Annotated in this window: 25 protein-coding genes; 19 read left to right on the top strand and 6 right to left on the bottom strand. The window is 65.3% G+C overall.

Going from position 1 to position 24,267, the window contains the following annotated elements; all coding sequences use genetic code 11:
- The coding region (locus ACIBJI_RS08345) for a beta strand repeat-containing protein (protein WP_397083506.1) at positions 1-2,422 on the top strand (2,422 nt) is incomplete at its 5' end.
- 123 nt (positions 2,423-2,545) lie between these two features.
- On the opposite strand, the gene ACIBJI_RS08350 is transcribed toward ACIBJI_RS08345, so the two are convergent.
- On the bottom strand, positions 2,546-3,673 hold the full coding sequence (locus ACIBJI_RS08350) for an MAB_1171c family putative transporter (protein WP_397083508.1): 1,128 nt from the start codon (positions 3,671-3,673) through the stop codon (positions 2,546-2,548).
- A gap of 171 nt (positions 3,674-3,844) precedes the next feature.
- Here ACIBJI_RS08350 and ACIBJI_RS08355 point away from each other — a divergent pair, with 171 nt between their 5' ends.
- The 17 genes from ACIBJI_RS08355 (at position 3,845) to ACIBJI_RS08435 (ending at position 19,045) form a co-directional block, all read left to right on the top strand.
- Positions 3,845-4,219, top strand: a complete 375-nt coding sequence (locus tag ACIBJI_RS08355; RefSeq protein WP_364343065.1) for a hydrogenase maturation nickel metallochaperone HypA — start codon at positions 3,845-3,847, stop codon at positions 4,217-4,219.
- Positions 4,177-4,977: a hydrogenase nickel incorporation protein HypB gene (gene hypB, locus ACIBJI_RS08360; protein WP_364342305.1), complete on the top strand. Its 801-nt coding sequence runs from the start codon at positions 4,177-4,179 to the stop codon at positions 4,975-4,977. The genes ACIBJI_RS08355 and hypB overlap by 43 nt, the downstream gene beginning before the upstream one ends.
- 112 nt (positions 4,978-5,089) lie before the next feature.
- Positions 5,090-6,145 carry a hydrogenase expression protein HypE gene (locus ACIBJI_RS08365; protein ID WP_364342308.1) on the top strand — a complete coding sequence of 352 codons (1,056 nt, stop codon included), beginning with the start codon at positions 5,090-5,092 and terminating at the stop codon, positions 6,143-6,145.
- 12 nt (positions 6,146-6,157) lie between these two features.
- On the top strand, positions 6,158-7,954 hold the full coding sequence (locus tag ACIBJI_RS08370; RefSeq protein ID WP_364342311.1) for a nickel-dependent hydrogenase large subunit: 1,797 nt from the start codon (positions 6,158-6,160) through the stop codon (positions 7,952-7,954).
- Between the two features lie 29 nt (positions 7,955-7,983).
- Entirely contained in the window at positions 7,984-8,898 is a 915-nt protein-coding gene (locus tag ACIBJI_RS08375) for a NifU family protein (protein ID WP_397083511.1), read from the top strand.
- On the top strand, positions 8,895-9,527 hold the full coding sequence (locus tag ACIBJI_RS08380; RefSeq protein WP_364342317.1) for a DUF5947 family protein: 633 nt from the start codon (positions 8,895-8,897) through the stop codon (positions 9,525-9,527). The genes ACIBJI_RS08375 and ACIBJI_RS08380 overlap by 4 nt, the downstream gene beginning before the upstream one ends.
- On the top strand, positions 9,524-10,168 hold the full coding sequence (locus ACIBJI_RS08385) for a DUF6084 family protein (protein WP_364342320.1): 645 nt from the start codon (positions 9,524-9,526) through the stop codon (positions 10,166-10,168). Before ACIBJI_RS08380 ends, ACIBJI_RS08385 begins: the two co-directional genes overlap by 4 nt.
- A complete protein-coding gene (locus ACIBJI_RS08390; RefSeq protein WP_396958205.1) occupies positions 10,165-11,466 on the top strand; it encodes a hypothetical protein in 1,302 nt (433 codons plus the stop codon). Before ACIBJI_RS08385 ends, ACIBJI_RS08390 begins: the two co-directional genes overlap by 4 nt.
- A 13-nt stretch (positions 11,467-11,479) precedes the next feature.
- On the top strand, positions 11,480-11,599 hold the full coding sequence (locus ACIBJI_RS08395; protein ID WP_396958204.1) for a DUF6893 family small protein: 120 nt from the start codon (positions 11,480-11,482) through the stop codon (positions 11,597-11,599).
- Position 11,600: 1 nt separating this feature from the next.
- The gene (locus ACIBJI_RS08400; RefSeq protein ID WP_364342323.1) at positions 11,601-12,074 is read left to right on the top strand and encodes a hydrogenase maturation protease; all 474 of its coding nucleotides are present in this window, start codon (positions 11,601-11,603) and stop codon (positions 12,072-12,074) included.
- Positions 12,075-12,076: 2 nt separating this feature from the next.
- Positions 12,077-12,322, top strand: coding sequence for a HypC/HybG/HupF family hydrogenase formation chaperone (locus ACIBJI_RS08405; protein ID WP_364342326.1), 246 nt, complete (start codon positions 12,077-12,079; stop codon positions 12,320-12,322).
- Positions 12,319-14,592, top strand: a complete 2,274-nt coding sequence (gene hypF, locus ACIBJI_RS08410) for a carbamoyltransferase HypF (RefSeq protein ID WP_364342329.1) — start codon at positions 12,319-12,321, stop codon at positions 14,590-14,592. Before ACIBJI_RS08405 ends, hypF begins: the two co-directional genes overlap by 4 nt.
- Positions 14,593-14,608: 16 nt before the next feature.
- A complete protein-coding gene (locus tag ACIBJI_RS08415; protein WP_364342332.1) occupies positions 14,609-14,974 on the top strand; it encodes a HypC/HybG/HupF family hydrogenase formation chaperone in 366 nt (121 codons plus the stop codon).
- Positions 14,971-16,083: a hydrogenase formation protein HypD gene (gene hypD / locus ACIBJI_RS08420; RefSeq protein WP_364342334.1), complete on the top strand. Its 1,113-nt coding sequence runs from the start codon at positions 14,971-14,973 to the stop codon at positions 16,081-16,083. The genes ACIBJI_RS08415 and hypD overlap by 4 nt, the downstream gene beginning before the upstream one ends.
- A complete protein-coding gene (hypE, locus tag ACIBJI_RS08425; RefSeq protein WP_396958201.1) occupies positions 16,076-17,164 on the top strand; it encodes a hydrogenase expression/formation protein HypE in 1,089 nt (362 codons plus the stop codon). Before hypD ends, hypE begins: the two co-directional genes overlap by 8 nt.
- Positions 17,165-17,210: 46 nt before the next feature.
- Entirely contained in the window at positions 17,211-18,317 is a 1,107-nt protein-coding gene (locus ACIBJI_RS08430; RefSeq protein WP_396958200.1) for a HoxN/HupN/NixA family nickel/cobalt transporter, read from the top strand.
- On the top strand, positions 18,317-19,045 hold the full coding sequence (locus ACIBJI_RS08435; RefSeq protein ID WP_396958199.1) for a DUF6390 family protein: 729 nt from the start codon (positions 18,317-18,319) through the stop codon (positions 19,043-19,045). Before ACIBJI_RS08430 ends, ACIBJI_RS08435 begins: the two co-directional genes overlap by 1 nt.
- A 40-nt stretch (positions 19,046-19,085) precedes the next feature.
- On the opposite strand, the gene ACIBJI_RS08440 is transcribed toward ACIBJI_RS08435, so the two are convergent.
- The gene (locus ACIBJI_RS08440) at positions 19,086-19,988 is read right to left on the bottom strand and encodes an oxygenase MpaB family protein (RefSeq protein ID WP_364342340.1); all 903 of its coding nucleotides are present in this window, start codon (positions 19,986-19,988) and stop codon (positions 19,086-19,088) included.
- Between the two features lie 430 nt (positions 19,989-20,418).
- Positions 20,419-20,874: an NUDIX hydrolase gene (locus ACIBJI_RS08445; RefSeq protein WP_364342343.1), complete on the bottom strand. Its 456-nt coding sequence runs from the start codon at positions 20,872-20,874 to the stop codon at positions 20,419-20,421.
- Positions 20,875-21,391: 517 nt separating this feature from the next.
- On the opposite strand from ACIBJI_RS08445, the gene ACIBJI_RS08450 reads away from it, so the two are divergent.
- Positions 21,392-21,886 (top strand): hypothetical protein, encoded by a 495-nt coding sequence (locus tag ACIBJI_RS08450; protein WP_364342346.1) that lies wholly within the window; start codon positions 21,392-21,394, stop codon positions 21,884-21,886.
- Between the two features lie 63 nt (positions 21,887-21,949).
- Here ACIBJI_RS08450 and bfr read toward each other — a convergent pair whose 3' ends face one another.
- The 3 genes from bfr to ACIBJI_RS08465 all read right to left on the bottom strand — a co-directional run bounded on the left by bfr (position 21,950) and on the right by ACIBJI_RS08465 (position 24,155).
- A complete protein-coding gene (gene bfr, locus ACIBJI_RS08455; protein WP_396958198.1) occupies positions 21,950-22,432 on the bottom strand; it encodes a bacterioferritin in 483 nt (160 codons plus the stop codon).
- A 61-nt stretch (positions 22,433-22,493) separates the two neighbouring features.
- Positions 22,494-22,718: a (2Fe-2S)-binding protein gene (locus ACIBJI_RS08460; RefSeq protein WP_364342352.1), complete on the bottom strand. Its 225-nt coding sequence runs from the start codon at positions 22,716-22,718 to the stop codon at positions 22,494-22,496.
- Positions 22,719-23,177: 459 nt separating this feature from the next.
- On the bottom strand, positions 23,178-24,155 hold the full coding sequence (locus ACIBJI_RS08465; RefSeq protein WP_364342355.1) for a nitronate monooxygenase family protein: 978 nt from the start codon (positions 24,153-24,155) through the stop codon (positions 23,178-23,180).
- Between the last annotated feature and the right edge of the window lie 112 nt (positions 24,156-24,267).

The following is a 24,267-nucleotide window of genomic DNA, read 5'->3' on the forward strand; positions in this document are numbered from 1 at the left end:
CGTCCTCACCGGAACAGGGCTGACCGCGGCGACGGCGGTGAACTTCGGCGCCACACCGGCAACCTCGTTCACCGTCGATTCCGCCACCCAGATCACGGCGGTCGCCCCTGCGGGTGCAGCGGGAACGGTGCAGGTCACCGCCACCACAGCGGGTGGAACCAGTAACGGCATCGGCTTCACCTATATCGCGGTGCCTACTCTGACCACCGTGGTTCCCAACGTGGGGCCGGTGGCCGGTGGAACAACAGTGGTCCTCACCGGAACAGGGCTGACCGCGGCGACGGCGGTGAACTTCGGTGCCACACCGGCAACCTCGTTCACCGTCGATTCCGCCACCCAGATCACGGCGGTCGCCCCTGCGGGTGCAGCCGGAACCGTGCAAGTCACCGCCACCACAGCGGGTGGAACCAGCAACGGTGTCGGCTACACCTATATCGCGCTACCCACCCTCACCACAGTCGTTCCCAACGTGGGACCCGTGGCCGGTGGAACAACGGTCGTCCTCACCGGGACGAACCTGACCGCGGCGACGGCGGTGAACTTCGGTGCCACACCGGCAACCTCGTTCACCGTCGACTCCGCCACCCAGATCACCGCGGTCACCCCCGCAGGAACCGGAACCGTACAAGTCACCGCCACCACAGCGGGTGGAACCAGCAACGGTGTCGGCTACACCTATATCGCGCTACCCACCCTCACCACAGTCGTTCCCAACGTGGGACCCGTGGCCGGTGGAACAACAGTCGTCCTCACCGGAACAGGGCTGACAGGAGCCACAGCGGTCAACTTCGGTGCCACACCGGCAACCTCGTTCACTGTCGACTCCGCCACCCAGATCACCGCTGTCGCCCCTGCGGGTGCGGCGGGAACGGTGCAGGTCACCGCCACCACAGCGGGTGGGACCAGTAACGGTGTCGGCTTCACCTATATCGCGGTCCCCACCCTCACCACGGTCGTTCCGAACGTGGGACCGGTGGCCGGTGGAACAACGGTCGTCCTCACCGGGACAGGGCTGACAGGAGCCACAGCGGTCAACTTCGGTGCCACACCGGCAACCTCGTTCACTGTCGACTCCGCCACCCAGATCACCGCCGTCGCCCCCGCTGGAACCGGAACGGTGCAAGTCACCGCCACCACAGCGGGTGGGACCAGTAACGGTGTCTCCTACACCTATGCAGCGGTCCCCACCCTGACCACGGTCGTTCCGAACGCCGGGTCGGTGACCGGTGGAACAACGGTGGTCCTCACCGGAACAGGGCTGACAGGAGCCACAGCGGTCAACTTCGGTGCCACACCGGCAACCTCGTTCACCATCGACTCCGCCACCCAGATCACGGCGGTCACCCCTGCGGGTGCGGCCGGGACGGTGCAGGTCACCGCCACGACCGCTGGTGGAACCAGCAACGGTGTCGGCTACACCTATATCGCGGTTCCCACCCTGACCACGGTCGTTCCCAGTTCAGGGCCGGTAAGCGGTGGGACAGTCGTTGTGATCACCGGAACAGGCCTGACAGGAGCCACCGCGGTCGACTTCGGCGCGACACCGGTGACCTTGTTCGCGGTCAACTCCGACACCCAGATCACGGCCCTCGCCCCTGCGGGTGCGGCCGGAACGGTGCAGGTCACCGCCACCACCGCTGGTGGAACCAGTAATGGTGTCTCCTTCACCTATGTCGCGGTCCCCACCCTCACCACGGTCGTTCCGAACGTGGGACCGGTGGCCGGTGGAACAACAGTCGTCCTCACCGGGACGAACCTGACCGCGGCGACGGCGGTGAACTTCGGTGCCACACCGGCGACCTCGTTCACCGTGGACTCCGCCACCCAGATCACGGCGGTCGCCCCCGCAGGAACCGGAACCGTGCAAGTCACCGTAACCACAGCGGGTGGAACCAGCAACGGTGTCTCCTACACCTATGCAGCGGTCCCCACCCTGACCACGGTCGTTCCGAACGCAGGCCCGGTAAGCGGTGGGACAGTCGTTGTGATCACCGGAACAGGCCTGACAGGAGCCACCGCGGTCGACTTCGGCGCGACACCGGTGACCTTGTTCGCGGTCAACTCCGACACCCAGATCACGGCCCTCGTCCCCGCGGGTGCGGCGGGAACGGTGCAGGTCACCGTCACCACCGCTGGTGGAACCAGTAATGGTGTCTCCTTCACCTATGTCGCGGTTCCCACCCTCGCCACGATCGTTCCGAACGTGGGACCGGTGGCCGGTGGAACAACGGTCGTCCTGATCGGAACAGATCTGACCGGAGCCACGGCGGTCGACTTCGGTGCCACACCGGCGACGTCGTTCACCGTGGACTCCGCTATCCAGATCACCGCCGTCGCCCCCGCGGGTGCGGCCGGAACGGTGCAGGTCACCACCAGCACCGTAGGTGGAACCAGCAACGCCGTCGGTTACACCTATGTTTAGGATCCGGAAGTCTGATAGCTGATGGACTGGGCCGTCGGCGAGCTATTGCCGACGGCCCGATATCAGCTCCCCCCGAACACTGGAATAGACAAAATCCCTTGCGATGCAAGGGATTTTGTCATTTCAAGCGCGTCGCGCCTGCAGAACTGTCGGAAGGTTACGCCACGCCTGCGCCAGGTCGAGCAGTTTCTCGAGGTCGGTATGGAAATCGCCACCACCGATGGGCGACTGCGATGCAACCGTCGAGTACATAGGAGCAATGCCCGTCATCCTTGCTCTCGCCGCGTGTGCGATCCGCTTCGCGTAATCCTCGGGGTTTCCGCCACTTTCGACGAGCGGCCGCAGTCCGGCAGGCATATAGGGCGCGAGATGCATCAGCGCGTCACGTATTTCGACCGTCATCCGGAAAACTCGCGTGGCCGGATCGCGCGGGGCTCCAGTGTCGACCGCCGGGTGCATCACGATCTCCGGGACCGCCGCCGTGAGATCCCGCCACAGCGGATCCAGCCGACGACACACCCGTCCCTCGCGATCCAGGCCCACTGCACGCATAAACGCCATCGACAACGGGAACGCGGGTGCTATGCCGTTGACCACGACGCCGACCGTGAATGCCAGCTCTGCCCGCGGCATATGAGGTCCGAGTTGGGGCCACCCGGTGGTCAATTGAAGACCGGAGAGTAGCAGAGTTCCCCAGACGAACATCATGCTGAGGATCATGCCCGCACCGACAACCCTTTCCGCTGCGGTGCGATCGTCGGCGCGGTACTCGCGGACGACCATTCGAACGAAGACCGCCGTGTTTATCGCGGCCGGCGCGCCGACCGCGATCGCGATGACGATCCCGTCCCACGCGAGGCTCATGTCGACCGGGCGCCCTTCGCTGCTTGCCCTTGCGCCCGCGATCAGAACCGCGACCGTCGATATCAGGGCGACGAGACTGCATCGACGCAGACGACCCCGCAGGGTGTCCGGGGCGATATCGCTCAGGCGGACGCACCCGATGGCGTAAAGGTACGTTGTCGCCATCACGACGCAGCCCAGCGCCAGCGCCAGCGCGGATACCGGACCGGAAGCACCCGACATGGACGCGAACCGGTAGAGGAGCATCGCCGCCGCGCTCCATGCGTACAGCCGATTGATGAGCCGGTCGACGATCCTGTCCCGGAACAGCAGGAAACGGCCCACCGCAAAGACCGCGACGCAGACGGTCAGCGGCCAGGCGATGAATCCGGGAATCAACGATGACAAGGACCTACCCCTCCGGCCGAGCGAATATGTTCTCGCGCACAGTACGCGGCTGTCCGCCACCAGGGTGATAACAAGATGATCCATTGCCCATCGTTTGCGGTCATGGCCCGCCGGTCCGCCCTGGCCGCGGCGTAGGATCCATCCCAGGGCTTGTCGAAAGGCGAGGTCGGGATGCATGAAATGGCTATTACCCAGTACCTTGTCGACGCCGTCTGTGAGCATGCGCAAGGGCGCCCGGTGCACCACGTGACGGTCGAGGTCGGCGCGCTGTGTGCTGTGGTGCCCGAGTCCATGCAGTTCTGTTTCGAGCTTGCCACCGAGGGGACGATCGCTCAGGGAGCACGATTGGACCTGCGCATTGTCGACGGGGCAGCGCATTGTCGGAGCTGCGGGGCGGAATTCCTTCTGCCCGACCTCATCGTGCTGTGCCGTTGCGGCAGCGCCGAGGTCGAGATCACTGCGGGGCGGGAACTTCGAATCGTATCTATGGAGGTGAGTGAGCGATGTGCGCAACCTGCGGCTGCGAAGGCGACGGGGTCGCCGTGATCACCGTCGGACATCAGGACCACGATCACCCGCACGATCATGGCCACCATGAGCATGGTCCCGGGCATGAACACCAGCACTCCCATGAGCACCCTCTGACCACACTGACCCTCGAACAGAAGGTGCTCGCCAAGAACGATGAACTCGCCGCGGCGAATCGTGCGCGATTGCGCGAATGTGGGATCTTGGCACTGAATATGACCAGTTCACCGGGGGCGGGGAAAACGACCCTGATCGAGCGAACCATCCGCGAGTTCGAATCCGTTCCGGTGGCCGTCATCGAGGGTGATCAGGCCACCGTGCTGGATGCGCGGCGCATCGGGGCAACCGGATGCAAGGTCGTACAGGTGAATACCGGCGCGGGCTGCCATCTCGACGCGGACATGATGCGGCGCGCTCTCGACGCACTGGAACCGGCGCCGGGCAGCCTGCTGTTCGTGGAGAACGTGGGCAATCTGGTCTGTCCGGCATTGTTCGATCTCGGCGAGGCGGGCAAAGTCGTGATCATCTCGGTCACCGAGGGCACCGACAAGCCGTTGAAGTACCCGCATATGTTTGCCGCGGCGGAGCTGGTGCTGATCAATAAGACCGATCTGTCGCCATATGTGGACTTCGATCTAGAGCGGTGCGCGGAGTATGCGCAGTCGGTGAATCCGGGCGTAAAAATCCTTCCGGTATCGGCGACCACCGGCGACGGGCTGCCCCTCTGGTACGACTGGCTCGCCGCCCGGCTAACCGTTGGCATCCCAACGCCTTGAAAGCGGTTAGCTCTCAGACCTAGACTCATGTGATCAGATTCACACGCGGAATAGTCGACGTAGCTAACCGGAGATGTATCCGCGTGCCCCCGCTGCGGAAGGTGGCAGTCCGATGCCAACTCAGGAAGCAGTAAAAGCCGAAGACACCCTGATCCACGTCCTCTGGATCAATGCCGGACTCAGCTGTGACGGCGATTCGGTGGCCCTCACCGCCGCCACCCAGCCGAGCATCGAAGAGATCGCACTCGGATCACTCCCCGGTTTACCGAAGATTGCCGTGCATTGGCCGCTCATCGATTTCGAATGCGGTCCGGCCGGCGGCGCCGACGATTTCCTGGAGTGGTTCTTCAAGGGAGATCGGGGCGAACTGGATCCGTTCGTTCTGGTCGTCGAGGGGTCGATCCCCAATGAGCAGTTGCACGACGAGGGTTACTGGTGCGGCTTCGGCAACAATCCTGCGACCGGTCAGCCGATGACGACGAGCGAATGGCTCGATCGGCTGGCGCCCAAGGCGACCGCGGTGGTCGCCGTAGGCACCTGCGCGACGTACGGAGGTATCCACGCCATGGCGGGAAATCCGACCGGCGCGATGGGTGTCCCGGACTATCTCGGCTGGGATTGGAAGAGCAAAGCGGGCATTCCGATCGTCTGCGTGCCCGGCTGTCCGATCCAGCCCGACAATCTGTCCGAGACTCTTACATACCTTCTCTATATGGCCACGGGCCAGGCGCCGATGATCCCGCTCGACGATGCACTGCGCCCGAAGTGGTTGTTCGGCGCCACCGTCCACGAAGGTTGCGACCGCGCGGGCTACTACGAGCAGGGTGATTTCGCCGAAGAGTACGGATCGCCGAAATGCATTGTGAAGCTGGGCTGTTGGGGTCCGGTCGTCAAGTGCAATGTGCCCAAGCGCGGCTGGGTCAATGGTGTGGGCGGGTGCCCGAATGTGGGTGGCATCTGCATCGGCTGCACGATGCCGGGATTCCCGGACAAGTTCATGCCGTTCATGGACGAACCGCCGGGCGGCAAGATCTCCTCGACCGCTTCCGGGCTGTACGGGTCAGTGATCCGCAGTCTCCGCCACATCACCGGCCGCACCGTCGACAAGGAACCGCGCTGGCGGCACAAGGGCGGGAAGCTCGAATCCGGCGCGACACGCACCTGGTAGGGAGATATTTCGATGACAGAGATCATTCCCGATCCGTCGCTTCGCAAGATCGAACCCGACGCCCTGGTAGAGATGGCCTGGGATCCGATCACCCGCATCGTCGGCAGCCTGGGCATCTACACCAAGATCGACTTCAACAGTCGCGAGGTGGTCGAGTGCCACAGCACCTCGTCGATCTTCCGCGGCTATTCGATTTTCATGAAGGGCAAGGACCCGCGCGACGCGCACTTCATCACCAGCCGCATCTGCGGCATCTGCGGTGACAACCACGCGACCTGCTCGTGTTATTGCCAGAACATGGCCTACGGGGTCAAACCACCGCCGATCGCCGAGTGGATCGTGAACCTCGGCGAGGCCGCCGAGTACATGTTCGACCACAATATTTTCCAGGAGAACCTGGTCGGGGTGGACTTCTGCGAGAAGATGGTCGCCGAGACCAATCCCGGTGTGCTCGAACGCGCCGAACGCGCCGAGGCGCCGCACGCCGGTGACCACGGCTACCGCACTGTCGCCGACATCATGCGGGCGCTCAATCCGTTCACCGGCGAGTTCTACCGGGAGGCGCTGCAGGTCAGTCGGTACACGCGCGAAATGTTCTCCCTGATGGAGGGCAGGCACGTGCACCCGTCGACGCTGTATCCCGGTGGGGTCGGCACGGTCGCGACAATTCAGCTGATGACCGACTACATGTCGCGGCTGATGCGGTATGTGGAGTTCATGAAGAAGGTCGTGCCGATGCACGACGACCTGTTCGACTTCTTCTACGAGGCGCTGCCGGGCTATGAGCAGGTGGGCCTGCGCCGCACACTCCTCGGTTGCTGGGGATCTTTCCAGGATCCCGCGGTGTGCAACTTCGACTACAAGGATATGGAGCAGTGGGGTCGGCGGATGTTCGTCAGTCCCGGCATCGTGGTGGACGGGAAGCTGATCACCACCTCGCTGGTCGATATCAATCTCGGCATCCGGATCCTGTTGGGCAGTTCGTATTACGAGGACTGGACCGATCAGGAAATGTTCGTCACGACCGATCCGCTCGGCAATCCGATCGACCGGCGCCACCCCTGGAATCAACACACCAATCCGAAACCGCAGAAGCGCGACCTGGACGACAAGTACAGCTGGGTGATGTCCCCGCGCTGGTTCGATGGCAAGGACCATCTCGCGCTCGACACCGGCGGTGGGCCGCTTGCTCGCCTGTGGACGACGGCGCTGGCCGGGCTGGTGGATATCGGTTACGTCAAATCCACCGGATCCAGCGTGCAGATCAACCTGCCCAAGACCGCGTTGAAGGGCCCGGTCACCTTGGAATGGAAGATCCCGACGCACGGCAGCAACACGATCGAACGCGACCGGGCTCGGACCTACTTCCAGGCCTACGCGGCGGCGTGCGCACTGCACTTCGCCGAGCAGGCGCTCGGTGAGATCCGGGCGGGCCACACGAAGACCTGGGAGCACTTCGAGGTGCCCGACGAGGGCATCGGCTGTGGTTTCACCGAGGCGGTGCGCGGTGTGCTGTCGCACCACATGGTCATCCGGGACGGCAAGATCGCCAACTACCACCCGTATCCCCCGACGCCGTGGAACGCCAATCCGCGTGACTCCTTCGGTACACCGGGGCCCTACGAGGACGCGGTACAGGGGCAGCCGATCTTCGAGGAGAACGATCGAGAGCACTTCAAGGGCATCGACATCATGCGCACGGTGCGCAGCTTCGATCCGTGCCTGCCCTGCGGGGTGCACATGTATCTGGGCAATGGCGTAACCCTGGACAAGGTCCATTCACCAACGCAGACGCTCACCGCGGAATGACGGGTCCTGCCGACGACGGGAGGTACAGCGTGGATGGTCGCCCGCAGCAGCGAGCCGGACCGACCGACGACAACCAGTGGCGGGGCGCGGGTGATCGGATCGACACCCTGCTGGATGCCTGTTCGGCAGGCGGCCCGATGGCGCGCGAGCGCGCCGAGCGTCTTGTGCGTGAGGTCGTCGACCTCTACGGCGCGGCACTCGGCCGGGTTATGGCCGTGCTCGACGACCGGACCGTCGAGGAGCTGACCCGCGACGATCTGGTCGCGAGCCTGCTGTTGGTGCACGGCCTGCACCCGCACGACGTGCGAACGAGGGTGGCGACGGCGCTGGACAGCGTCCGCCCCTACCTCGGCTCGCACGGCGGCGATGTGACGCTCATCGATGTCGCCGACGCTGTCGTGCGGCTCGAGCTGTCCGGCAGCTGTCGCACGTGCCCTTCATCGTCGGTGACGCTGGAACTGGCGGTGGAGGATGCGGTGCGCGCGGCCGCGCCGGAAATCGAGGCTATCGAGGTGGTCGCCGCGGCGGCACAGCCACAGGCGGGGGTGATACCGGCCGAGGCGCTGTTCGCGCGGGTGCACACCGGCGATCCGCCCGCGGGCAGCTGGATCTCGGTCCCGGAGCTCGCGGACCTGGCGGCAGGCGAGGTCTGCGGGTTCACGGTGGCGGACGTGCCGGTACTGGCCTGCAGGGTCGGCACGGACCTGTTCGTCTATCGCGACCGCTGCGCGGCCTGTGGGCGTTCGATGGCGGGGTCCGCGCTGCACCGCAGGATGGGGGCCCCGGCAGGCTCGGCGGTGCTGCGCTGTCCGGGATGCCAGGCCCATTTCGATGTTGTGCACGCCGGAACGCGGCTGGACGGCGACGGGCATCTGGAGCCGCTGCCCGTGCTGGTGCGCTCCGGTGAGATCTCGGTGGCGGTACCCGCGGAGGTCCGCGGATGAACCAGAGCCTGCGCGCACTGCGCCGCATCGCGACCGACCCGACCCCGCCCGCGGCGGCCGGAGAGCGGTGCGAAATGTGCGCCGAACCGGTCGGTGCACAGCACCGCCATGTGGTGGATATCGAAGGCAGACAGCTGATGTGCGTATGTGTGGGCTGCTATCTGCTGTTCACCGATCAGCAGGCCGCGCTGCGCTACCGGGCGGTGCCCGACCACTACGTCTCGTTCCCGGACTGTGTGATCGGTCAGGGTGAATGGGATACCCTCGACATCCCGGTCGGGCTGGCGTTCTTCTTCGTCAATTCGACGCTCGGGCGTACTGTCGCGTTTTATCCGGGACCGGCCGGGGCCACCGAATCCGAACTGCCGCTGCAGGATTGGCGGGCGATCCTGGATCGCCATCCCGAACTCGACCGGCTCGCGCCGGATGTCGAGGCGCTGCTCATCCGGATGCCGGAGCGCGGCGGTCCCGGCGCGGTGCTGCTGCTGCCGATCGATGCCTGTTACGAGTTCGTCGGACGGATGCGGATGTTGTGGCGCGGATTCGACGGCGGCAAGGAAGCCCGAGACTTCATCGCGGAATTCTTCACCGCGATGTCGGCTCGCGCCCGGCCGGAGGTGGCGTCATGAGTCCGGCCTATGCGATGACCTTCGCGGTGCTCGAGGTGCGGCCGGAACCGTACGCGGTCGCCCCGAATCTGTCCGCGCGCATCGGCATCGCCGCGCTGGCCGAGGAGCCGGTGCACGCGATCGCGCTGCGCGCCCAGGTGCGCATCGAACCCTTCCGGCGCGGCTACTCCGACGCCGAAGGCGCGGGGCTGCTGGACCTTTTCGGCCCGCGCGAACGCTGGCACGAAACACAGAAGTCGTTCACCTGGATGCACTGCGCCACCATGGTGTCCGGCTTCTCCGGCGGCGCCGAGGTGGAACTGCCGATGCCGTGCACCTACGACTTCGAGGTCACCGGATCGAAGTACCTGCACGCCCTGCGCGAGGGCACCGTGCCGCTGATATTCCTGTTCAGCGGCACCGTATTCATCAGAGGGGAAACGGGTTTCGCGGTTCAGCAGGTGCCATGGGACCGCGAGGACAAATTCGATATGCCGGTCGCCGTGTGGCGCGATCTCATGGACACCCATTATCCGAACTCCGGCTGGGTGCGGTTGCGCAGGGAGAATGTGGAAGCGCTGGCTGCCTACAAGTCCTCGCACGGTTTGCTCGGATTCGACGACGCCGTCGCGAAACTTCTCACCGAGGAGTCCGCGTCGTGAACGCCGCCATGACCCGCGCCCGTGCCGTCGCCGACGCCGTGCTGTACGAGGGGTATCTGCTGTACCCGTACCGGTCCGACGCCCGAAAGAACCAGTCCCGCTGGCAGTTCGGTGTGCTCGGGCCGCGCGACGCGGCCGCGGCCGGATTCGGTGAGGACGACTCGCTTGCCGCCGAATGTCTCGTCCGCGCGTCCCGAGCCACGCGGATCACGCTCACCGCACGGTTCCTGCAACTGCAGCGCCGAACAGTCGAACTGGACGGAAGCGCGCGCGCCGAACTGATCGTCGACGGTCGCCGATGGGTCAGCTGGGACGAGGCTACCGAATGCGAAATCACCTGCGGCCCCCGGCCTTTGGCGGATTCGACGATGCCGATCGAAGTACCGGGCTGGCAGGCGGTCGAACCGATTCCGGGATCGACGGCGGGCATGGTGGTACGCACCCGAGCACAGATCGAGGGCACACTCGAATTGACCGTCGTCCCCGAGGGCGACTATCGACGCGTCGGAATACGACTGCGCAACAGCGGCGCTGCGGCCGCCGACTCGGACGACGCCACCGTCCGCTCCATGCTCGGCGCCCACGTGATCGCCGAACTCGACGGTGGTGAGTTCATCTCGCTCCTCGATCCCGAACCCGGCGCCGAGACGGCCGTCGAGCACTGCACCCAGCACCGCTGCTTCCCGGTATTGGCCGGCCCGCCCGGCCATAACGGCGTTGTCCTGGTGTCGCCGATCATCCTCTACGACCATCCCGAGATCGCCGAGCAGAGCGCGGGTCAGCTGTTCGACTCCACCGAGATCGACGAAATCCTCACGCTGCGCGTGATGTCGCTCACCGATGACGAGAAGGAACGGGCCCGCGCCACCGACCCGAAAGCCGCCGAAATCATCGACCGCTGCGATCGCATGACGCCCGAGGCCATGCACGACCTGCACGGGCTGTGGCGCGAGCCTGCGCCGCGCCTGGTGCCCGAGGTACCGGAGGACATGAGCTGGTGGGATCCCGCAGCCGACGGCGCGGTGCGCCCGGAGTCCGACGCGATCCCGATCGCCGGGGTGCTCGTACGCAAGGGCAGCCGGGTTCGGCTGCGCCCGACGCGACGCGCCGACGCACACGACCTGTTCTACGCGGGCAGGGCGGCGCGCGTCACCTCGGTGCACGCTGACGTCGACGGCGAAACGCACGTCGGCGTGGTCATCGATGACGATCCGGCGGCCGATCTGCACGAATGGTACGGCCGCTACCTGTATTTCGCTCCCGATGAGCTCGAACCGATTATCAACGGCGACGAGTGAAAGGAATACGGTCATGCAAACAGTCGGTGTGGTCTCCACCGCGGTGGTGGCAGTCATCGTCGTGGTCGGCGCCTATCTCGGCATACGGTCGATCCCCGACCTCCGGCGTTATCTGAAGATTCGCCACATGTGAGATGAGCGCACGCGTGCTCGTTGCCGGGATCGGCAATATCTTCCTCGGCGACGATGGGTTCGGCCCCGAGGTGGTCCGTCGGCTACCCACGGCGTCGGCGCAGGACCAGCGGATCGTCGACTACGGCATCCGCGGGTTACACCTGGCCTACGACCTGCTCGACGGGTGGGATGCGCTGGTACTGGTGGACGCCCTGCCGAATACCGGCGATCCCGGCCACGTGCAGATCATGCGCGCCGAACCCGAGTCGGATGCGACGACGGCCATGGACGCGCACGCGATGAATCCGGAAGCGGTCTTCGCCGCGGTGCGCGCGCTCGGCGGTGTCGTGCCGCCGACCGTCGTCGTCGGCTGTCAGGTCGACTCGGTAGCCGAGGGGATCGGTCTCAGCGCTGCCGTCGCCGCGGCGGTCGATCCTGCCGCAGCCGCGGTGGCGCGCGTCGCGGCGCAATTGCGCGCTGGACAGGAGGTGTGAGCATGTGCCTTGGCATTCCGGGGCGGGTCGTGGAGATTCCGGACGGCTACCACGGGCAGATCGCCGTGGTCGAGGTGTCCGGTGAGAAGCGCAAGGTCAATATCGGTCTGCTCGACGAGGATCAGCCCGCCGCGCCGGGTGATTGGGTGATCATCCACATGGGATTCGTCATCGAGAAGACCGACGCCGATGGCGCGGAGCGGGCGATGGCCGGGCTGCGCCTGCTGGGCAGTGGAGATCAGCCGTGAGTGCCGATCGCGTTCGCCGCCGCCTACTCGTGCGCGGCGTGGTGCAAGGCGTCGGATTCCGGCCGTTCGTTTACACCACGGCCGTCGAGCTCGCGCTGACCGGCCGTGTTGCCAACGACACCGACGGCGTCGTCATCGAGATCGAAGGCGCCGAGGCATCGGTGCGCGAGTTCATTCGCCGGGTGCACGACTCACCGCCGCCGCTGGCCGCAGTCGCCGCGGTCGAGCAGACCGCGGTCGAAATCCGCGGCGGCACCGGATTCCTGATCGGCGATACCCTTCGCGGCGGTGCCGGACGCACCTTGGTCTCGCCCGATGTAGCGATCTGTACGGACTGCGCGCGCGAACTGCGCGACCCCGCCGACCGCCGCTACCGCCACCCCTTCGTCAACTGCACCAATTGCGGCCCGCGATTCACCATCATCGCTGGGCTGCCCTACGACCGCGAGCGCACGTCCATGGCCGATTTCGCCATGTGCGCGCGCTGCGCCCGCGAATACGCCGACCCCGCCGATCGCCGGTTTCACGCCCAGCCCATCGCCTGTCCGGACTGCGGGCCCACTCTGTCCTACACCGGGCCCGGTGAGCTGGGGCGGCCGCTCACCGCGGCGCGCGAATTGCTGTGTGCCGGAGGTATTCTCGCGGTCAAGGGCATCGGCGGCTACCACCTCGCCTGCGACGCCGGCAACGACACGGCCGTGGCCGAATTGCGTCGCCGCAAGCGGCGCGGCGACAAGCCGTTCGCGGTCATGGTCGCCGACCTGGACACCGCGGCGCGGATCGTGACCATCGATCCCACCGGCGCGGCCCTGCTGAGCGGTCCGCAACGGCCGATCGTTCTGCTGCCGCGCGGCGAGCGGCCAGTTGCCGACACGGTCGCACCCGGCAACCCCGACCTCGGAGTCATGCTCGCCTACACCCCATTGCATCTGCTGTTGTTCGGCCTCCCTGGCGACCCGCCCGGCCCCGACGTGCTGGTGATGACTTCCGGCAATCTCGGCGGCGAACCGATCTGCTACGACGACGCCGATGCCCGCACCCGCCTGGCCGGGCTGGCCGACGCCTGGCTCGGCCACAACCGGCGCATTCTCGTCCCGTGCGACGACTCGGTGGTGCGCGTGGTGGACGGCGCCGAGCTGCCGGTGCGCCGCTCCCGCGGCTACGCGCCGCTGCCGCTGGCGCTGCCGATCCCGGTTCCGCCGACTCTGGCGGTCGGCGCCGACCTGAAGAACACCTGCGCCGTCGCCGACGGACGGTACGCCTGGCTCAGTCAGCACATCGGCGACATGGACGATCTGGCCACTCTGCAGGCATTCGATACGGCGCGATCGCATCTGGAGGAACTCACCTGCGTGCACCCGACCCAACTCGCCGCCGACGCCCACCCCGGCTACCGTTCGACCGCGTGGGCCCGCGCGAACGCGGCCGACCGACCGGTGCACACCGTGCAACACCATCACGCGCATCTGGCCGCGGTGATGGGCGAGCACGGGGTCGATGCGAACCAGACCGTGCTCGGCATCGCCTTCGACGGCACCGGGTACGGACCCGACGGCGCGGTCTGGGGCGGTGAGGTGCTCGTCGCCGGATACAAGGGCTACCGGCGCATGGCGCACCTGTCCTATGTGCCCTTGGCGGGCGGCGACCTCAGCGTCCGCAAGCCCTATCGGATGGCGCTGTCGCATCTGCGCGCCGCGGGCATCGAGTGGTCCCCCGGTATCGCCTCGGTCGACGCCTGCCTCGACGCCGAACGGGCCGTGCTCGCGCACCAATTCGACACCGGGCTCGGCTGCGCGCCGACCTCGAGCATGGGCAGGCTGTTCGACGCGGTCGCCTCCCTGACCGGGGTGCGGCACGTCGTCGACTATGAGGCGCAGGCCGCGATCGAACTCGAAGGTCTGGCCCGCGGAGCCGATGGTGCGGTGGGCCGATACCGGTTCGCTTGGCGTGACGGCGATCCCGCCAGGATCGATCCTGCCCCGGTACTCGCCGAGGTCGTCGCCGATGCGGCGGGCGGCATACCGCCCGCGGTCATCGGCGCCCGATTCCACGCCGCCGTCGCCGACCTAGTGCACGACGCGGCACGGCGATTCGCCGCGCCCGAGTCGGTGATCGCGCTGTCGGGCGGTGTGTTCCAGAACGCGCTGTTGTTGTCGAGCTGTACCCGTCTGCTGCGGCGCGACGGATTCCGTGTCATCAGTCATCACAGACTGCCACCGAACGACGGCGGGATCGCGTTCGGACAGCTCCTGGTAGCCGGTGCGGTGTGAGTGAAGGAGACAAGCGATGTGTCTTGCGGTTCCCGGAAAGGTGCTCAGCGTCAACGAACGCGACGGCACGCTGATGTCGGAGGTCGACTTCGGCGGCGTGCACAAAGACGTGTGCCTGCAATACATCCCGGACGTGGCGGTCGGCGATTACGTCGTGGTGCACGTCGGGTTCGCGATCCAACGCCTGGATGAAGAATCCGCATTGCGGACGCTGGCCGAGTTCGAACATCTCGGCGTACTGAAAGAGGAGTTCGGCGACGGTTTCGCGATCGCGGCGAAGCAGGCCGGCGTCGACAACCCCGAAGCCCCGCAGCCCGGGGACGGCAATTCCGACACATCCGCGGCGGGCGCGACCGTCGACGACCAGGAGGCGAAGTCATGAAATACCTGGACGAATTCAGCAATCCCGAGCTTGCGAGGAACCTGCTCGACCGTATCCGCGCGACCACAAGCAAGCGGTGGTCGATCATGGAAGTGTGTGGCGGACAGACACATTCGATCATCCGCCACGGCATCGACCAGCTGTTGCCGGATCAGATCGAGATGATTCATGGGCCCGGTTGCCCGGTATGCGTCACCCCGCTGGAAGTGATCGACAAGGCACTCGAGATCGCCGCACAGCCGGGTGTGATCTTCTGCTCCTTCGGCGACATGCTGCGGGTACCCGGCAGCCACAAGGATCTATTCCGGGTCAAGAGCGAAGGCGGCGACGTGCGGGTGGTCTATTCGCCACTGGATGCGCTGGAACTGGCCAAAAACAACCCGGATCGGCAGGTGGTGTTCTTCGGCATCGGATTCGAGACCACCGCGCCCGCCAACGCGATGACGGTGTACCAGGCCCGACGGCTCGGCATCGAGAATTTCTCGCTGCTGGTCTCGCATGTGCTCGTCCCGCCCGCCATCGCGGCGATCATGGAGTCGCCCAGCTGCCGGGTCCAGGGATTCCTCGCCGCCGGGCACGTGTGCACGGTGATGGGCACCGGCGAATATCCGCCACTGGCAGCGAAATACAAGGTTCCGATGGTGGTCACCGGATTCGAACCGCTGGACATCCTCGAAGGCATCCGGCGCACCGTGCTCCAGCTCGAACAGGGACGCCACGAGGTCGAGAACGCCTATCCCCGCGCGGTAGCCGCAACCGGGAATCCAGCGGCCAAGGCAATGCTCGAGGACGTCTTCGAGGTCACCGACCGGGCGTGGCGCGGCATCGGCGTAATCCCCCGCAGCGGCTGGCGGCTGTCGCCGCGTTACCGCGACTACGACGCCGAACAGCGTTTCTCCGTCGGAGATCTGCACACCGCCGAGTCTTCGATCTGTCGGTCCGGTGAAGTCCTCCAAGGCTTGATCAAACCGCACGAGTGTGCGGCCTTCGGCAAGGAATGCACCCCGCGAAACCCGTTGGGTGCCACAATGGTTTCCTCCGAAGGCGCCTGTGCCGCGTACTACCTGTACCGGCGTCTCGATCTTCCCGCGGAGGCCGCCCATGCGTGAGACCAACGGCAGCGGGGCAGCCGCATCGCCCCCGCTCGACATCGATGGTTGGGTCTGCCCGATGCCGCTGCGCGATGCGCCCAATATCGTGATGGGACACGGCGGCGGCGGCGCGATGTCGGGTGAGCTGATCGAGCACCTGTTTCTGCCCGCATTCGGCGCGGCCGCCGATACCGAGCTCGGCGACTCGGCGGTGCTCCGCCTCGGCAATGTGCGGCTGGCGTTCTCCACCGATTCGTTCGTGGTCAAGCCGCTGGTGTTCCCCGGCGGCTCGATCGGTGATCTCGCGGTGAACGGCACCGTGAACGATCTGGCGATGTCCGGTGCCCGGCCGGTTGCGCTCTCGACCGCGTTCATCCTCGAAGAGGGCACCGCGCTGGCCGAGATCGCCCGCATCGCCGAGGCCGTCGGTACCGCCGCGCTCGCGGCCGAAGTCCGGTTGGTCACCGGTGACACCAAGGTCGTCGACGCCGGGCACGGCGATGGCATCTTCATCAACACCGCGGGCATCGGACTGGTCCCAAAAAGTGTCGACATCCGGCCCCAGCGGGCAAGGCCCGGCGATATCGTGCTGGTCAGCGGTGAGATCGGACTGCACGGTATCGCGGTACTGAGCTGCCGGGAAGGCCTCGAGTTCGGCACGACCCTGTGCAGCGATACCGCGCCACTGCACGGATTGGTCGCGACCATGCTCGCCACCGGCGCGGATGTGCATGTGCTGCGCGATCCCACGCGCGGCGGAATGGCGGCCTCCCTGAACGAGATCGCCCGCGCCGCGAGTGTCGGTGTCGAGCTCGACGAACGGGCGATCCCGGTGCCCGTCGGGGTCCGCGATGCCTGCGGGTTGCTCGGTCTCGATCCGCTGTATGTCGCCAACGAAGGCAAACTCGTCGCATTCGTACCCCCCGAGTACGCCGAACGCGTCCTCGACGCCATGCGCGCGCATCCGCTCGGCGCCCACGCGGCTGTCGTGGGTCATTGCGTTGCCGAACACCCGGGGATGGTGGTGGCCCGCACCGCCCTCGGTGGTACCCGCGTCGTCGATCTGCCTGCCGGAGAACAGCTACCGCGAATCTGTTGAACACGGCGGTGACTCCGCCGACGAGTTGGAGAGATGGGACCGTGGGATGGCAACAGTCACCACGAGGCTGCGAGCTGCCTGGACCGGATTCGACGGCGGACAGCGTCGCAGCATCCTCGGCATGGCAGCAACGATCGTCACACTGCACCTCGTGGGATGGGGCACGCTGCTGTTGCTGATCGTGCCCGGCTCGTACCTGGTGGATGGCGCGGTATTCGGCGTCGGGCTCGGCGTCACCGCCTACACGTTGGGCATGAGACACGCCTTCGATGCCGACCATATCGCGGCGATCGACAACACCACCCGAAAGCTGGTGGCGGACAAGCAGAAACCGCTCGCGGTCGGCTTCTGGTTCGCCTTGGGCCACTCCACCGTCGTCTTCGTGCTCGTCGGTCTGCTGGCCCTCGGGGTTACCGCGCTGGCGCGGAACCTGGAAGACGAGAACTCGCGATTGCAGCGGTGGACCGGGGTGTTCGGCACATCGGTCTCGGGCACATTCCTGATCCTCATCGGACTGCTGAACCTGATCGCGCTGATCGGGATCTGGCAGGTCTTACGCGCTATGCGACGCGGCGGCTACAGCGAAGAGCAACTAGAGCGCGCACTGGACTCGCGCGGCCTGCTCAACCGGATCCTGGCGCCGGTCATGCGCGCGGTGCGCAAGCCGTGGCAGATGTATCCGGTGGGACTGTTGTTCGGGCTCGGATTCGACACCGTCACCGAAGTGGGTTTGCTGGTGATCGCCGCAGGCGCGGCCGCCACCGGACTGCCCTGGTACGCGATTCTCGTTCTGCCCGTTCTGTTCTCGGCGGGCATGTCGCTGTTCGACACGCTGGACGGCTCGTTCATGAACTACGCCTACGGCTGGGCCTTCGCCGGACCGATCCGCAAGATCTACTACAACATCGTGGTCACCGGTCTCTCGGTCGCGGTGGCGCTGCTGATCGGTGTCCAGGAGCTCATCTCCATCCTCACCGAGAAACTCGATGTCACCAGCGGGGTGCTCGCCTGGATCGGCGGCCTCGACCTCGCCACGATGGGCTTCATCATCGTCGGCCTCTTCGCGCTCACCTGGGCCGGCGCCCTCGCGATCTGGCATTACGGCGACATCGAAAGCCGCTGGAGCGTAACGCTATCGGAGGAATCGACGTGATGGACGGTGTGGAGATGTTCGCGCGCTACGCGTACGCGCCCAACCACCTCGGCTACTGCGGGCCCGAGCACACCGCGGCCCTGCGTGAACGCGATGGCGAGCGTGTGCGGGTCCTGGCGCGGGGCTTCTCCGGCGCATGGCCCTACCTGCGGGTCATGTCGCGCATGACCGGCATCACCGACCCACTCGATGAGCGACTGGTCGCGTCCTATTGGCTGGGGGGAGGCATCGGCGCCGAGCTCGACGGCCCCGAATTCCTCGCTGAGTTGCTGCGACTCATCGCCCCGATCGCGGGTGTGTACTGGTCCCATCTGGGGTCCGACCTCGCTGCGGAGGCCGCCGCGAACCACAGCTTCCACGTCTTCGGTGTCTACCCGTGGACCAGGATGCTGGCCGCCCCCGGCGACCAGCCCTTGGAAATCCTCGACAACTGCCGAATCACCGCCGCGACGGTACTGGATCGCCACCGCAATGACCTCACCGTCGGGACCCACCGGTTGCGCTGGGACGGCGCACACTTGTCACTGTCGGAGACGATACGGCGAACCATCCCGGTGTGGACCGACGGCTACGCCGCGCTCCCGGATGCGGCGCCGGGGGACGATATCGCGCTGCACTGGGGACAGCCGTGCGGGCAGTTGACGGCCGAGCAAGTCGACGACCTCACTAACAGCACGCAACGGCAACTGCGCGTGACGAATCAGCGTTTGGCGGCTGTCCCCCACTGATGTTCGTAGCGTGGCCGCGAACGGGCGCGTATGCGAGCTCTCAGATCAGGCTCTTGTTTTTGCGGATGCGCCAACGCAGGTCTCGCATCAGCGCGTGAGTGGGGGCGAAGCGCAGGAAGCGGGGGATGAAGCGGTTGACGAAGCCGACGAACAGGAAGAGGTGTTCGAAGCGGCGTTGATCGGAGTCGGTCCATTCGACCTGGAGTTGTTGTTTGAAGTACGGAGCCAGGAAGCCGATCGTCAAGAACTTCAACAGGTTTCGGAATGGCAGCCGCAGATACCAGTGGATCATGCGCAGATTGAGCAGATCATCGAGGTAGGCGCGGACCTTGTCGTCGAGGACGGCGTGGCTGCTCGCCTCGTTCCAGTAGAGATCGAAGTCTTTGCGGGTGGCCGGCCACATATCCTTGGTGACCTGCACACCGGTGGCCAGGGTAGAAGCGGTCTGATAGAACTGCTCGGCCTGCTCATCGTTCATCTTGCCGTGCAACAGCTGATAGGTGTCTTCGAAGCCGATGAAAAGGCAAGCGGCGACCCACTTTTGGAGGTCACGGTTGAAGGCGTTGTATTTCACCGGGCTGTCGGGACTCGAGCGCACCTGACGGTGGGCGACGTTGATCGCCTCGCGGTAGGCATCGATCTCGTCCTGGGTGCCCAGGATCGCCACCGCCAGGTACTGCGTGGTGGTCCTGGCCCGCTTCCACGGATGCACCATTAGCGCGCCGGACTCGACTCGGCTCTCCGAGACGCCATAGCCGACACCGGGTCGGGCCATCTGCATCACCACATTGGCCGCGGCACCGGCGAAATTCCAGAAGTCCAGTGCGTCAGCGAGTTTCAACGGCCGCCTGGTTTGCGAGCGATGGATGGCCGGAATGTGGATTCGGGTTTCCTCGCTGGTCAGCGGCACCGGCGTCGGCAGCGGTTGAGCGGTGGCGGTCATCGGATTCCTTCCGTTGTCGGGTTCCGTAGACGTCGAGCGAGATGGGCGAGCCCCAGCCATGCCGACTACGCGGAACGATCACGGCCACGCTCTGATGAATAGAGCGTAACTTGCCGAGGCGGCGAGAACCGATCAATAGTGAAAATTACAAGTCAGAAGATACTTATGCTGGGCACACCATCATGCACCGATGAGATCAGCTATGAATAGTGGGTAACATCAGGAACTCGACATCGCCTAACCTCGATCGCGCATCGGGCAGCCACCATCACATGGAAGGCAGTCGATTCGCTCCTGCCTGGAGAATCCCCTGGCCGACATAGGAGCGCGGGTTATCGACATGCTCCGAATGTGGTCACGACGAGATCGTCCGATCCCCCACAGCATGAGAACCACACGAGCACAACCGATATCGACTATCGAAGGCCGCTCAGTGGAGCAGAAGGTCCTTATAGGCTTCGAGGATGCCGCGGATGGATGGCGTCACGAGCAGCTCTCCGTCCAGGGATGCCCATACGTAATCGGCGTGGGCGGACAGGACAATCGGGCTGGTGTCCGCCACTTCTACGGCGAAATGCAAGCGCCGCACCGGCTTTCCGGCCGGAGACAGGTAGTCGAAATCACCGACGTGGTGGCCGATGCCGGTGACGGTCAGGCCGGTCTCTTCGCGGACTCCGCGAATCAGTGCGGCGGAGACCGATTCGCCCGGTTCCACGGTGGCGCCCGGAAGCTTGCGGGTGAGCGGGAGCGGCCCTGTGCTGTGGGCCTCCAATAGCAGCACTTCCCCACCCCGGTCGATGATCGCGCCGACTCGTAGGCCGACACCATCACGTTCGCCGCGCGGAAGCGCCTCATCGAACATCGACACCGACATCGGCGGACTCACCAGCCTTCGGTCATGCGGACGCGCCGCATTCGGGTGAAAGCAATCATCCCAATATTAACGTGCAGGCCTGCCGCACGACAGCAGGCACCAGAGGTGCGTTCGCGCAATTGATTTCGCCCGGTTGCCCGCCGAGGAAGCGAACCGCCGCCGCCCCGGTTTTTAACTAGCGGGTTTCAAGTATTGAACGCATTGGTTTCGATGCCTAACCTGACGGTCATTCGGGGGATTCGCACTACCGCAGTTCGGAGCTTCAGCCGATGACGAGGTGCCCCGCTTCGCCTCGAACGCCGAGCAACTGGCACGGACAGCCTGTGGGGCGGCGAAGACTGGCTGCCGCTTGTCGGTAGCTCGAGATTGTCTGCTTATGTATCGTCATGTCTGCACTTACCGTCGGGTGACGAACGTTTCGATACGAACGGCCGCGCAGCGGATAGTGCCGGGAGGTTCGCAAGTCGTTTGGGTCCACGAATTGTTGTCGCGCAACGGTAGCTCGGATGAACGACGGAGAGGGGCGTAGGTGGCAACAGCTGCGCAATTGCGAGCAGTGCTGGCGGTATTGCAGGCCGATGTGGAGCACACCGCTTCCGGCTGGTCGGCCGAGCTGCCCGTCGAACGCGCCGAACTAGCGGGTCGGCTACACGGATTGCTCAGTAGTGAGCTGCGGGACTTGGTGATCCAGGCACCACTCGGGCAGTGCACGGGCCCCTGGTCGATGGCCGCGACCGCGGAGCAAGACGCCGTAGGCGATGTATCGGCGCAGGCACAGTTCGACGCGCGGTGGCTGCGTCACAACATCGCCACACTCGCCTCCCGAAATGCCCCCACCCCCGTGCCCGCGCTACTGGCTGCCGCGGTTCAGGCCGTGGATGCCGCGACGACTTTGCTCGCGCTGGCCCGCGATCCCCGCGGCGAGGGCAGTCAGGCCGCGTGGCAGGCGGTAATCGATGATCTCGCGATCGCATTCCATCTGGTCAACGACGAACATGAGGCCGTCACGCAACCGATCCGCTGACGGCGGCATCTGAAAAGCACCGGTTCCGGGCGCATGATCGACCGACCGGAACCGGTGACGATGTCAGTCGTCTTCGGGGATGTCGGTATAACGCTGCAGGTACAGTTGCTCACCCAGCTTCTCGAGCAGGTCGAGTTCGGTCTCCAGGTAGTCGACGTGCGATTCCTCGTCCTCGAGAATGGACTCGAAGATGCGCGCGGAGGTGACATCACCGCGCGAGCGCATCAGCTCGATACCGCCGCGCAGCCGATCCACCGCCTCCATCTCGATCTTCAGATCGGCCCGCAACTGTTCGGGGACGGTCTGGCCGATGCGCAGCGGGTTGAGCTTCTGATAGTTGGGCAGTCCCTCCAGGAACAGGATGCGATCGGTGAGCACCTCCGCATGCTTCATCTCATCGATGGACTCGTGGCGTGTGTGCTTGGCAAGTTTGGTGAAACCCCAGTTCTCCTGCATCTTGGCGTGCAGGAAGTACTGATTGATGGCCGTTAGTTCGGCTGTCAGCTGCTCATTGAGCACCGAGATGATTTCCTTATCGCCTTCCATGAATGTGATCGTGTCACAGCTCACAATCGGTGAAACGGTAAGGACGGCCTATCGTGTCGGGCTACGCTGCGGGCGCCTCGACGGCGTGGGCAGGGGCCTCGCAGGCCCGGCCGACCAGCTCGGAAAGACGGCGGGTACAGCTGCCGCAGCCGGGCTTCCAGCCGCACGCCTTTTTGACCTGCGCGGTCGAGCTGGCGCCTGCGGCGACACAGCTGTGCACGTCCGATTCGGAGACGGCGTTGCAGATACAGACGTACACGGATGCCTCATTGTGCGAGCGGGACACTTCACGAGGTTAGCCTCATCTAACGAGGTAAGCCTCCCCTAATGTATAGCACCTCCATGCCGATCCCTGTCAATAGCCTCTCGCCACTATTCGAGGCCATCCATCGAGTGCACGTTGGCGGCGGCAGCGGGGTGACCGAAGGCAACGGCATACCGGCCGCACCTGGTGAGCACCGATCTCACCAAACTCCTCAGATCACACGAGGTGCCGACCCTCTGAGCGGAAATGAAACGGCCGGTCCTTGCCACATTGCGGCAGGAACCGGCCTTGGACGTCCGTGGATTACATGCCCATCATGGAACGCAGGAAGTTCACGGCCATCCAGAACATATCCATCATCATCAGGGTCTCACCTTCTTCGCCAATAGCCCTCGTAATCCGCCATACCCAGCGACATGACTGTTACGCAACGACTCCAGCGACCGGGCCGACCGCCGCGTGGGTTTCCCTACGCACCCGTCACGTATGGACCGGCACAGCCGACAGCCGGGTCCGAGCCATCTCGTACTCATCGACGAGGCGTTCGATGACGGCGGCGGCCGGGCGTACCGAGTCGACACTGCCGATCCCCTGGCCGGCGCCCCAGACATCACGCCAGGCCTTCGCATCCTTCGCGCTGCCACCGGCGAAATTCATTGCCGCGGAGTCGGATCCGGGCAGCGCATCGGGGTCGAGTCCGGCGGCGATGATGCTGCCGCGCAGGTAGTTGCCGTGCACACCGGTGAAGAGATTGCTGTAGACGATGTCCGAGGCGGTCGAATCGACGATCATCTGTTTGTAGTCGGGTGCCGCGTTCGCCTCGTCGGTGGCGATGAACATCGACCCGATATAGGCGAAGTCCGCGCCCGCGGCCTGTGCGGCCAATACCGAGTTACCGTGGGCGATCGATCCGGACAGCACCAGCGGTCCGTCGAACCAGCTCCGGATCTCATGGATCAAGGCGAACGGCGACTGGGTTCCCGCGTGGCCGCCCGCACCCGCCGCCACGGCGATGAGTCCATCGGCGCCCTTGTCGACGGCCTTGCGGGCGAAGACATTGTTGATCACGTCGTGCAGCACGATGCCGCCGTAGGCGTGGATGCGTTCGTTGACCTCCGGCCGCGCACCGAGCGAGGTGATCACGATGGGGACGCGGAATTCCTCGACCACCGCGAGATCGTGGTCGAGCCGGTCGTTGGTCTTGTGCACGATCAGGTTCACGGCGTACGGCGCGCTCGGCGTCTGCGGATGTTCGGCGTCGAATTCGGCCAGCGCCTCGGTGATCCGGGTGAGCCAGTGCCGCAGTTCGGATTCCGGGCGCGCATTGAGGGAGGGGAAAGACCCGACAATGCCCGAGGTCGACTGGGCGATGACCAATTCCGGATTCGACACGATGAACATCGGGGACGCGATAACGGGCAGACGCAGTCGGTCGCGCAGGACGGGCGGCACGCTCATGGAATCTCCTCGAACACGGCCGGTAGTTGGGAATGCACTGCTCGGGGTGGCCGCGACGGAAATCAGGATACTTTATTGCGCACGAGAACCACGCATGTCGTGCCGAATCCCC

It is taken from the genome of Nocardia sp. NPDC050408 (genome assembly GCF_044458905.1).
In the GTDB taxonomy this organism is placed as follows: Bacteria; Actinomycetota; Actinomycetes; order Mycobacteriales; family Mycobacteriaceae; genus Nocardia.